The 11784-nt window shown below is 41.0% G+C and carries 8 protein-coding genes and 3 pseudogenes; 1 reads left to right on the forward strand and 10 read right to left on the reverse strand.

All coding sequences use genetic code 11. The features are described from left to right. The first annotated feature begins 100 nt into the window (after positions 1-100). Positions 101-496 (forward strand): helix-turn-helix domain-containing protein, encoded by a 396-nt coding sequence (locus PROCOU_RS00710; RefSeq protein WP_036069025.1) that lies wholly within the window; start codon positions 101-103, stop codon positions 494-496. A gap of 44 nt (positions 497-540) precedes the next feature. Here the strand turns inward: PROCOU_RS00710 and phoU are convergent, their stop codons facing one another. From phoU to cls, 10 genes and pseudogenes are all read right to left on the reverse strand, one after another. Then, entirely contained in the window at positions 541-1203 is a 663-nt protein-coding gene (gene phoU / locus PROCOU_RS00715; RefSeq protein WP_036069066.1) for a phosphate signaling complex protein PhoU, read from the reverse strand. Between the two features lie 10 nt (positions 1204-1213). Beyond that, positions 1214-1987 carry a phosphate ABC transporter ATP-binding protein PstB gene (gene pstB, locus PROCOU_RS00720; protein WP_036069026.1) on the reverse strand — a complete coding sequence of 258 codons (774 nt, stop codon included), beginning with the start codon at positions 1985-1987 and terminating at the stop codon, positions 1214-1216. Between the two features lie 469 nt (positions 1988-2456). Beyond that, positions 2457-3200 carry a phosphate ABC transporter ATP-binding protein PstB gene (gene pstB / locus PROCOU_RS00725; RefSeq protein WP_243832128.1) on the reverse strand — a complete coding sequence of 248 codons (744 nt, stop codon included), beginning with the start codon at positions 3198-3200 and terminating at the stop codon, positions 2457-2459. Positions 3201-3299: 99 nt separating this feature from the next. Then, positions 3300-4184, reverse strand: a complete 885-nt coding sequence (gene pstA / locus PROCOU_RS00730; RefSeq protein ID WP_036069027.1) for a phosphate ABC transporter permease PstA — start codon at positions 4182-4184, stop codon at positions 3300-3302. Further along, a pseudogene (gene pstC, locus PROCOU_RS00735) lies at positions 4181-5102 on the reverse strand (phosphate ABC transporter permease subunit PstC). The gene pstA and the pseudogene pstC overlap by 4 nt, the downstream one beginning before the upstream one ends. Before the next feature lie 96 nt (positions 5103-5198). After that, positions 5199-6098 carry a phosphate ABC transporter substrate-binding protein gene (locus tag PROCOU_RS00740; protein ID WP_036069028.1) on the reverse strand — a complete coding sequence of 300 codons (900 nt, stop codon included), beginning with the start codon at positions 6096-6098 and terminating at the stop codon, positions 5199-5201. 275 nt (positions 6099-6373) lie between these two features. After that, positions 6374-8148 (reverse strand): annotated as a pseudogene (gene pnpS, locus PROCOU_RS00745) (two-component system histidine kinase PnpS). Beyond that, complete coding sequence (locus tag PROCOU_RS00750) at positions 8145-8858, reverse strand: response regulator transcription factor (RefSeq protein ID WP_133620762.1); 714 nt, start codon at positions 8856-8858, stop codon at positions 8145-8147. Before PROCOU_RS00750 ends, pnpS begins: the two are co-directional and overlap by 4 nt. A 193-nt stretch (positions 8859-9051) precedes the next feature. Further along, a pseudogene (locus tag PROCOU_RS00755) lies at positions 9052-10226 on the reverse strand (serine protease). 12 nt (positions 10227-10238) lie between these two features. After that, entirely contained in the window at positions 10239-11690 is a 1452-nt protein-coding gene (gene cls, locus PROCOU_RS00760) for a cardiolipin synthase (RefSeq protein ID WP_036069031.1), read from the reverse strand. Between the last annotated feature and the right edge of the window lie 94 nt (positions 11691-11784).

An 11784-nucleotide genomic window follows, 5' to 3' on the forward strand; every position in this document is an offset into this window, starting at 1 on the left:
TGCAAATATTTCAATCACCATGAATAAAATGAGTTTATTTATGTAAAAAAAGAGCTCAATCTGCAAAATCATGATATAATTTACACAAAGGAGTGATAGCATGCCAGATTTAAGCGGACGATTAACAGTTTTAAGGGAGAAGCAAGGCTGGTCGAAAGCCGAAACAGCAAGAAGACTCGGACTTAAGGCCCCTTCTACATATGGTAACTGGGAATATGGTATTCGAGAACCTGACTTAAACACGGTTCGTCATATTGCGACGTTATTCGACGTTTCTGTAGATTATTTGATTGGCCAAAATAGTGAACCCTCTTATAAGCCGGTCACAACGAAAGAAAAAAATGATATTGCTAAACGTATCGAGAAAATTATCGAAGATTTGCGCTACGAGGAACACCAACATTTAAATGGGGAGTATTTACAAGAAGAAACAACGGAATTTATTATGGATTCTCTTGAATTTACATTGAAACAAGCTCGAAAATTAAATAGCTAATAAAAAAAACTCTGTCGCAAAGTTATACGGCAGAGTTTTATCTATTAATTATTCAATTCTTCAATTTCGCCACTTTTCAGATACACAATCCATTCGCAAACATTGGTTACATAGTCGCCAATCCGCTCTAAATACTGTGATACTAAGAGCAAGTAAGATATTTCTTCCAAGTGATCAGGGTCTTCTTGCATGAAATGAATGCACTTTGTATAAATAACACGTTGGAACTTATCAACTTCATTGTCACGTGATGCAATTTCACGTGCCGCATCTTCATCCTCTGCTAAATAAGCTTTTAATACATCGTGAACCATAGCTTTAACGATATCACCCATTTCTTGAATTTCTGAAATTGGCTTTACAACCTTTGTGCGACCGACTAATATGGTTGTTTTGGCAATGCTGACCGCATGATCACCAATTCGTTCCAAATCTGAGCTTGCTTTTAGGACCGTAACAATCTTGCGAAGGTCGATGCCGACAGGTTGTTGAAGCGCAATTAATTCAAAAGATCGCTGCTCCAACGCTAATTCCATATTATTAATGGCACGGTCACTCGCAATGACATTTTCCGCTAGTTCGTGATCGCGATTGACCAGTGATTTAACAGCTTTATAAATCGCTTCATTAACTAACATTCCCATCTCGAGTAAATGTTGATGTAACTCATTTAATTGCTCATTAAAAATTTTTTCTAACTGGCATATGCTTCGCTCCTTATCCAAATCGTCCTGAGATATAGTCTTGCGTTTGTTGCTCTGCTGGATTCGTGAAAATAGTCGTCGTATCAGTGAACTCAATGATTTCACCGTTCAGGAAAAAGGCCGTTTCATCGGAAATTCGTGACGCTTGTTGCATATTATGTGTAACAATAACAATCGTATAATCTTTTTTCAGCTCTAAAATGAGATTTTCCATTTTTGCTGTGGAGATTGGATCAAGTGCAGAAGTTGGCTCGTCCATGAGGATAACTTCTGGTTGAACAGCTAAAACTCGCGCGATGCAGAGCCGTTGTTGTTGACCACCAGACATGCCGAGCGCTGATTTATGCAAACGGTCGTGCACTTCCTCCCAAAGTGCAGCTTGGCGTAAGCTACGTTCAACGATCTCATCTAGTTTTTTCTTACTTTTAACACCGTGAGTTCTTGGACCATAAGCAACGTTATCATAAATCGAGAACGGGAACGGATTTGGTTGTTGGAAAACCATCCCGACTTTTTTACGTAAATTAACGGTATCAATTTTAGCACTTTGGATATTTTCATCGGCGACTTTAATCTCACCTTTAACCGTAACATTTGGAATCAGATCATTCATCCGGTTCAAAGTACGGAGAAAAGTGGATTTTCCGCATCCAGAAGGACCTATAAGCGCCGTCACATGATTTTTTTTGAAGTTTAATCTTATCTTATTTAATGCTTGTTTTTGCCCATAGAAGAGATCTACATCTTTTGTTTCTATGACAAATTGCGTGTCCGTTATCGTTGGCATTAGGGACTCTCCTTTCCTTAGAAAAAAATTGTTGAGGCTTTTATGAAGCGTAGTGTGCTGAATTGTTGTGGCTCTTATGAAGCGCACTATGCTGAATTAGAGCCTCAATATGCATGAGAGCAAAGCGAGCATGTAATCCTTTTACTGTATCACGTGAAGCGCCTCCGGATCCAGCTTCAGAAGCCAGCCTCTCGGAAATTTCGGTGCCTCCGTAAAAACCAAAAGAGGGTTTTCACTGCGCCCCCTATGTTGTGGTTCTTAAGAAGCGTACTCTGCTGATTTAGAACCTCAATATGCATGAGAACGGAGTGAACATGTAATCCATGTATGCATCACGTGATGCGCCTCCGGATCCAGCTTCAGAAGCCAGTCTCTCGAAATTTTCGTGGCCTCCATAAAAGTCAAAGAGGACTTTTACTGCGCCCCCTAACAAATTTTGTCGAGCCTAACGGGCTTCTTCAGCTTTTCATTATCCAAAATTCCCTGATATATAATCCTGTGTTTGCTTGTTCGATGGTTTCGTAAACAATGTCCCTGTATCACTCACTTCTACTACTTTTCCAAGATAAAAAAAGGCGGTGTGATCTGATACGCGCGCAGCTTGTTGCATATTGTGCGTCACGATAATAATCGTATATTTCCTCTTCAATTCGTGAATTAAATCTTCTATTTTACTGGTGGAAATCGGATCTAGCGCAGATGCTGGCTCGTCAAGTAGTAAAACCTCTGGTTGCATAGCAATGGCGCGGGCAATGCATAAGCGTTGCTGTTGACCGCCCGATAAGGATAGAGCACTTTTCCCCAAATCATCTTTGACTTCTTCCCAAAGTGCAGCACTACGAAGGCTTTTCTCAACGCGTTCTGCAAGTTCAGCTTTATTTTTTATACCATGACGCTTCAAACTAAAAGCAATATTTTCAAAAATCGATTTTGTGAAAGGGTTTGGCTTTTGAAAGACCATCCCGATTTCTTTTCTAACATTGTATAAATCGACTTCTTTGCGGTTAATATTAATGCCATTATACAAAATTTCGCCTTCCATTCGACAGCCATCAATCTCATCGTTCATTCGATTTAATGCGCGAAGATACGTCGACTTTCCGCATCCAGATGGACCGATAAGTGCCGTCACTTGGTTTTCATGGAATTCTAAATCAACACCTTGAATCGCGTGGTTGTCACCGTAATAGACGTGCAAATCATTGGTTGCCATCGCGGGCGCGCCTGCTGTTACGATTTCCTCAGTTTCATTTATCGCGAACGGTATATTAGTAGTTGCCATCATTTTACAAAACTCCTTTTGTCCGCCAAATCAGGAAGACGTCATCTTTTTGAATACGTATTTCCCTAGAATGCGGGCTAAAATATTGAAAAGTAGCACGGAAAGAATGAGTACAGCGGATGCTCCCGCAGAGACAGCTGCTGCGTCTGGCATTATTCCTTCCCCATTAATTTTCCAAATGTGAACGGCAAGTGTTTCTGCTGGGCGGAAAATGTTGAGTGGCGATGTCGGATTCATGGGATTCCAATCTCCGAAATTAAGCGTTGGTGTACTTTGCCCAGCAGTGTAGATTAATGCGGCTGCTTCACCAAACACACGTCCCGCGGCCAAAATAACACCGGTTACGATTGCTGGAAGTGCGGCTGGAACTAGAACGCGTGTTATCGTTTCCCAGCGCGACAAGCCTAATGCAAGCCCTGCTTCTCGTTGTGTATTGGGAATAGCATTTAGTGCTTCCTCAATGACACGAATAAGTAGCGGTAGATTAAAGATGGTTAGCGTAAGCGCTCCAGAAATAACTGAGAAGCTCCACCCCATCTGCAACACGAAAATTAAGAAGCCGAATAATCCTACTACGATTGATGGCAGAGAAGATAGAACTTCGATTGTTGTTCGAATGAAGTCTGTCAGCCAATTTTTGCGGGCATATTCTGCCATATAAATGCCGGCACCGAGCGCAATTGGTACAGATAAAATCATCGTTATTAGTAGCATGTAGAAAGAGTTCCAGATTTCTGGCCCAATTCCGCCACCCGCTTTAAACGATTCTGGTGGAGAGGTAAGGAAGTGCCAACTTAAATGTGGTACACCACGAACTAAAATATAACCGAGTAATCCAGCCAAAATGACGACAATAAGTAGTGCGATGAAATAAAAAACTCCTGTCGCGATTTTATCTTTTGTTTTTACATTCATTTGACTTTCCTCCTACGGCCGATGAAGCGAATCATAATGATAAAGAACAGTGACATAGCCAGCAGCACCATTGCTAGCGACCAAAGCACGTTATTTTCAAGTGTTCCCATCACGGTATTTCCCATTCCCATTGTTAAAATACTAGTTAACGTGGATGCCGGTTCGAATAACGAAGTCGGTATAACCACGGAGTTTCCGATAACCATTTGTACAGCCAGTGCTTCACCAAACGCGCGCGCCATTCCGAAAACGACAGCAGTTAAAATACCTGGACGTGCGCTGCGCAGAATTACTTTCCAAATCGTTTGCCACCGTGTTGCACCTAGCGCAAGTGAAGCCTCACGATAATGCCGTGGTACCGAATGAATCGCATCCACTGTTAAACTGGTTACAGTCGGCAAAATCATGACAGTCAAAACTACCGTCGCCGCTGCAATCCCAAAGCCACTTCCCGAAATATGTTCCCTAATAAACGGAACAACAACACTGAGTCCAATAAAACCGTAAACAACGGACGGAATCCCAACGAGCAACTCCATAACCGGTTGTAATATTTTCTTACCAAACTTCGGTGATATTTCCACCATAAAAATAGCGGCGCCAATTGCGAGTGGAGCAGCGATACAAGCTGCAAGTAAAGTCACGCCAAAAGAACCAAGAATCATCGGCAAGGCACCAACGAGTGGATTTCCAGCCACGTCTATTTTAGAAGGGTTCCAATCTGTTCCTGTGATAAAGTCAACGAACGAAACGTTATTGACAAAAAAAAGTAGCCAGTCCTTTCGAGATAACAAAGAAAAGAATGGATGCCGCTGCAATCACCATGATGCTGATGCAGATAAACGTTATGATTTTCCCTCTTTTTTCAAGACGGGCCTTTTTGGAGGTTTGCGTTAATGCTTTTTCTCGTGCTTCCACTGCGTAGACTCCTTTCCAATGCTGAGCTCTATTAGGCCCAACAAGCGGGTTTGCGCCCACTTCTATACTTAGAAGTAGACGCCTCCCTAATATATTTTATTTCACGTCTGTGATATTTCCTTTAGCGTCACGTTCCACTTTCATGGAGTGAATCGATTGGTAACCTAATTGGGGCACCAAGTCATTTTGAACTTCTTTGCTTGTGATGTAAGCTAGGAATTGCTTCGTCAAGCCTGTCGCTTCACCGTTTGTATACATATGCTCATAAGCCCAAATTTTCCAATCATTTGTTGCTACGTTGTCTTCTGTTGGCTTCACATTATCAAGTGATAGCCCTTGAATCGAATCGTCAATGTAAGAGAATGCTAGGTAACTAATTGCTCCTGGTGTTTCACTTACAATTTTACGAACCGTACCTGAGGAATCTTGCTCTTGTGCTTTGACTGGAGTTGCGCCATCTAAGCCCCATTTTTCAAAAGTCGCACGCGTTCCGCTTCCTTCTGCACGATTAATGATTGTAATTTTTTGATCCTTACCGCCAACATCTTTCCAGTTTGTAATTTTTCCTGTGAAGATGTCGATTAATTGCTGTTTAGATATATTTTTTACGCCAGCGTCTTTGTTAACGACCGGAGCCATTCCGACTACTGCTACTCTGTGGTCTACTAATTTTGAAGCATCAACGCCATCTTTTTCTTCAGCGAAAACATCTGAGTTACCAATATCCACAGCGCCTTGTTGCACTTGCGTTAGGCCAGTACCAGATCCGCCACCTTGTACGTTGATTTGTGCTTTAGGATTTTCAGCTGTGAATTGTTTCGAAGCAGCCTCAACAAGAGGTTGTAGTGCCGTTGAACCGACCGCCGTAATTGAACCAGAAACTTCTTTACTATCTCCATTAGCCTTATCTGATGATGTACTTGAATTCCCACATCCTGCTATAATCATTGTGAATGCTGCAATAACAGCTACTAATCCTAAAAATCTCTTCTTCATGAATTGTAAACCACCTTTTTTATCGATTTAACTTACAAACTTACTATACCTCTAAAGAATTAAGGGGTTATGTAGCTAATGTTAAGAGAATGTAAAGATGATGATTATGTAAAATTTATAAAAAATGGATGACAAAATAAAAGAGTTTGAGGCAAAACTCAAGGCAAGCTAAAAATCGCCCTACCCTTTATCTGGGTAAGACGAAGATTATGCTAGACACAAATCGAGCGCTTGCCGCCGATTTATTTGAGTTAGGTCCCATCTCCTCATTCTTATTATTTAGGGAGTATTACAGTAAATGTTGTGCCGGATCCTTCAATACTTTCCACTTTAATCTGACCACCACAACTCTCAACAATATGCTTCACAATAGAAAGCCCAAGTCCAGTTCCTCCCGAATGTCTACTACGAGCACGATCTACCCGATAAAAACGTTCAAAAATCCGATCAATATCTTTGGCTGGAATACCAATCCCGTTATCCGTAACAGTTATTGCAATCGTATCATTAGCTTGATTTTCCGTTATACCGACCGAAACTTTTCCATTTTGTGGCGTGTAAACAATCGCATTTGAAATGAGGTTAATCAGGATTTGTTGCAGTCGATCACGCTCAGCTTGAATAATAATTGGTGATACCAATTTCGGCGACACGAGCTGGATCTCTTTTTCCAGAGCCACCAGGCGAACCGTATCCATCGTTGTAATTATAACATCTTCCACATCTACCTGTTCCAAATTCATCGACACATGCTTCTGCTCAATCCGTGACAATTCCAAAATATCCATAATTAAACGGTGCAAACGGTCACTTTCCTCTTTTATGATTGTAAGGAATTTCTTGAGTAGCGCCTCATCATACATCGCTCCATCGAGTAACGTTTCTGCAAAGCCTTTCAATGCTGTAACTGGCGTTTTTAATTCATGCGAAACATTCGCGACAAACTCAGAGCGTACATTTTCCAGTCGCCTAATTTCCGTAATATCATGAAGTAGCACAATCACTCCCGTAATATTACCTGTTTTGGATAGAATTGGCGAAACGCTTGCATCCAAAATAAGCTCCCGGGGGAAATAGATTGTAATTTCTTCTTGTTGAAATACTTTTTGTTCCAGACATTGATCTACGAGTTGCGCCAAAGCAAAACTTTTCAAAACTTCATAATACGCTTTTCCTGTAAGACCTTTTTCGCCGATAATCTTCTCCATCATTGGATTTACCATAACGATAAACTTTTTTTTGGTCAATTAGCATAACACCGCTAACCAAATTTTGTACGATACCGCTAAGCCGCTGCTGGTTGAGCTCGATTTCCTGCATTTGCTTCTCTAAGCTTTGCGCTAATTGATTCACACTAACCGATAAATCCTGCAATTCGCCACTCGTTTTGCCAGTAATTCTGCTGTAATAACGATTATTAGCCAAATCCATTGACACATCAATAATTTCGTTGACCGGACGCGTAATCCGGCGCGCAATCACCGCACTTATAAAACCTATAAACACAAGCGCCAAACCAAAAATCAAACTTAGGCTGAGCCATAATTGGTTCACTGCTTTTTCTACAGACTCCAATGAGATCGAAATTCTTAACACGCCATCCGTCATACCGCTATGCGTGATTGGAACCGCGACATAGAGCATGCTATAGCCAAGCGTCGAGCTTTTTCGCGTCGCAATCCCGACATCTCTTCCCTGCTCCAAAACTTCCTTAACCTCTGGACGGTCCATATGACTCCCCAAACTATGAGGATCTTCCTTCGTATCCGCAACAACATACCCAGACTGATCAATCACCGTAATCCGAGCGCCAATTTTATCCTCGAGCGGTTTCAAATCTGCCTGAATTTTATCTGCATTCTGATCCAAGTCTATATCTTCCAATTTCGTCGTTGTCAGCAAAATTTGAGCATCATCCTGTAATTGACTTTCCTTCATATTCAAATAAACACTCTTCATCAATTCTCCTGAAAAAAAGCCAACAATCACCATGACAATGAAAAATAAGATAAAAAAAAGACAGCCCAATTTTCAGCCATAATTTTTTCATGATTTCACGTTCTCCATCTTATAGCCAAAACCACGAATCGTCTTAATATAGCGTGGTTGCTTTGTATCTGTCTCAATTTTATCGCGTAAATGACTCACATGAACATCCACAATCCGCGTCTCACCAATATAATCATAATTCCAAACCGCGTCCAGCAGCTGATCTCGCGAGAAAACTTTACCTCGATGATTTGCCAAATATACCAACAACTCAAATTCTTTCGGCGTCAAGTCTAGCAGTTCGTCCTGCAAGTACACCTCATAACTATCCGTCAAAATTTTCAACTCACCGATCTGTAACGCTTTCTCTTTCTGTGCATCCTCTGGCTCCACATCTGAGGCTTTCCCTGCACTTCTACGCAAAATCGCCTTAATTCGCGCCACCACTTCGCGCGGACTAAATGGTTTCGTCAAATAATCATCCGCGCCAAGCTCCAGACCAATAATTTTATCCAATTCGTCATCTTTTGCCGTTAACATCAAAATCGGTGTCTCCACCTTATCTTGACGCAACTGTTTACAAACCTCGATCCCGTCCATTTCTGGTAACATCAAATCGAGTACAATTAAATCCGGTTTTTCTGACAAAGCAAGTTCATATCCGGTTCTACCATCTTCCGCCGTAACTACATCAAAGCCAGCCTTTTCAATGTTAAATTGCAGTAAAGTTACAATAGAAGACTCATCATCTACTACTAAAATCTTGGTCAATGCTCTTTCCTCCCCATTCATAACATTCGGCCTTTACAATCCTGCCACAGCTTTGTTATGTACTCTCCTACTAAAATATAGCACGATTTCATCTTTATCGGTTAGAATACGATCACTCTTAACACAATCTTAAAATTCAGGTTCGAAATCGCCATCGTATAAGTTCCATTCTAATATTCGCATACAAATTACTTTACTCCACCATGAACAGTCCGAGTTCGAATGAGTCTTCTTCGTAGAGAGCGGTTTGGACAATTCGTGGCTCGCCTTGGTTATCGCGAACTTTTAGTTTGCAGTAAGCCCGGTTTTCGTTTAAAGCTTCGTATAAGTCTTCACGATTTAAGACAACTTTCCCATTTACCTCCATAATAACTTCCCCTGCTAAAATTTCCATCCGGCTTGCTGGTGTATCTTCCCTTGCCCCCAGAACCATGATGCCGTCTTTTTGTGGCGTAAACTTGAATGCTGCGCTTTGCTCTTCGTTACGATGATGGTAGGAAACCCATAGACGACCGCCTATTGCTACTACAAATGCAAGCAAACTAACAACTGGAATCACAATGCTTACAATACCTAGAAGTGCGATTAATATTGATAAACTTGTTACCCGAACTGCAATTTTATGGGTCGCTTCGGCTGGTAATTGTGACTGAATTTGTTGCTGAAAGCCTATAACGATTGGCAATATCATAACTGAAAACGTCTGGTTCCCAATTTGAAAAATCGGCCACCAATCAAAAAAGTGCTGCAAAACCATGTCCTGGAACAAAGCAAAGTAACGGTAATAGCCATAATCGGCGTAAACGAAATGCGCCAATCAATTTTCCACGCCCACTTTTTCGAAGCATCGGGGACGCTTTGGACGCTCCCGAAAACTGAATCAAAAAAGCTTCCACTGCAAGCAGTAGTGCCAATACAAACACAAGCGCAATCATGAAATTATCAATATATAAATCCCTAATTGGTAGCATCCGATTCTCAAACGGCGCTAGTGACCAATCAAAGTAATACACTGCATAAAAAAACTAAGCTCGTAATACCAATCGTATAAGCCGTCGAAGCCATTCTGAACAATCCAATCAACAACAAAACAATTAGTACAACATTAAAAATAGCAATCCAACCAATTGTCAAAGAAAACCCTACAAAACCCATCACAATCGATATAGCCAGCCCAAAAATAATTCCCAGCCCAAAGAAGCCTTTTAGCTCTTGCCAGGGCGAGTGTATCCGAACACGAAATGATTTCCGCTCCCACTTGGTACGGCTAAATCCTGCAAGAATAGTGATTAATATCGAAACGTATAACGCAGGCTGCAACAGTATACTGCCAATTCCTTTTACAATTTCTACTATGATTGTTTCCATCCCATTCACCTCTTATAGTATCGGGGAGAGTAACCGCGACACCGCCTCTTTCACTTTAATCCAAAATGAGCGCTCAGCATAGATTTCCTCTGTCAGCTGGTAAGATTTCAAAATATCCTGCAAGAAAATGTCCTCCAATTTCTGTGCAATCTTCTTCTCATACATAAACGCATTCACTTCAAAATTCAATCTAAAACTCCGAAAATCCATATTTGCCGTTCCTACAGAGGCTATTTCACCATCTACGACCATTGTTTTTGCATGAATAAATCCATTGTCATAAATATAAACTTTTGCACCACTTTCAATCAATTCGCCACAATAACTCGTCGTTGCACGGTAAACAAACGCGTGATCTGGCTTATTAGGAATCATCAAACGCACATCCACCCCAGAGAGCGAGGCAATTTTCAAAGCTTCCAGTAAACTCGCATCTGGAATGATATACGGTGATTGTAAATAAATCGACTTCTTCGCCGAGTTTATCATCTTAATATAACCGTACTTAATCTGTTGCCATTCCGAATCTGGTCCGCTTGAAACAATCTGCATACTCGTCTGCCCTTTTCCATGAAAGCTAGGAAAATAGCGCGTTTGATAATCTAATTTCTGACTAGTCGATGAGGCCGAATTCCAGTCCATAATATAACGCGTCTGCATAGCAAAAACAGCCTTTCCACGAACCCGGAGATGTGTATCGCGCCAATATCCAAAACTATCATCAAATCCAAGGTATTCATCCCCAACATTAAATCCACCAATGTATCCAATTTCCCCATCGATAATCGCTAACTTACGATGATTTCGATAGTTCAATCGGAAGTTTATCAATGGCAACTTTGAAGGAAAGAACGGCCACACTTTCACGCCACTTTGTTTCAATTTATTCCAAAAAGCTTTCTTTGTTGTCCGACAGCCCATTGCATCATAAAGCACACGCACATCTAGGCCCTCGTTTGCCTTTTTAATTAGCGCCTCCTGTAAGCGATGCCCAAGCGTATCCGAATGAATAATATAATAAATCAAATGAATGTGATTCTTCGCCTTTGCTATATCCTGCATCAACGCATCAAACTTCTCATGACCATCCGTAAAAATAGTCACTTCATTGTCCTGTGTCAAAATCGCGCCATCATTCACTAAAAGTAAATAAATCAAATCTCTATGTTTCGCCACATTCCGATCGCTAAATGGAAACTCTTGCTGCCTAATCATATTAATCTGATTATCGGTTGACTCTCGCAGCCCAATTTTTTCTTGTCCTTTCCAGTCGAAAATTTTGCGATGTGAGAGCTTCCTGCCAAATATTAAGTATATAACAAATCCCAGAACAGGTATAAAGGTAAGTACAAGTAGCCAAGCCCATGTTGCCGAGGTGTCTCTTCGTTCTAGAAACACCATCATAGCGGCAAAAAACACATTGATTACTAGTAACACAATCAGTAATCCCGCAATAATTCCCATAATGAACCTCCCAATAATATTGTTACCTTTTAATCATATCATAAATCAGGAGTGAAGTATTGCCTGAATATCACCAAAAAGCTCGACTAACCGT

Origin of the sequence: Listeria rocourtiae FSL F6-920, assembly GCF_000525975.1 — a bacterium.
GTDB lineage: Bacteria > Bacillota > Bacilli > Lactobacillales > Listeriaceae > Listeria_A > Listeria_A rocourtiae.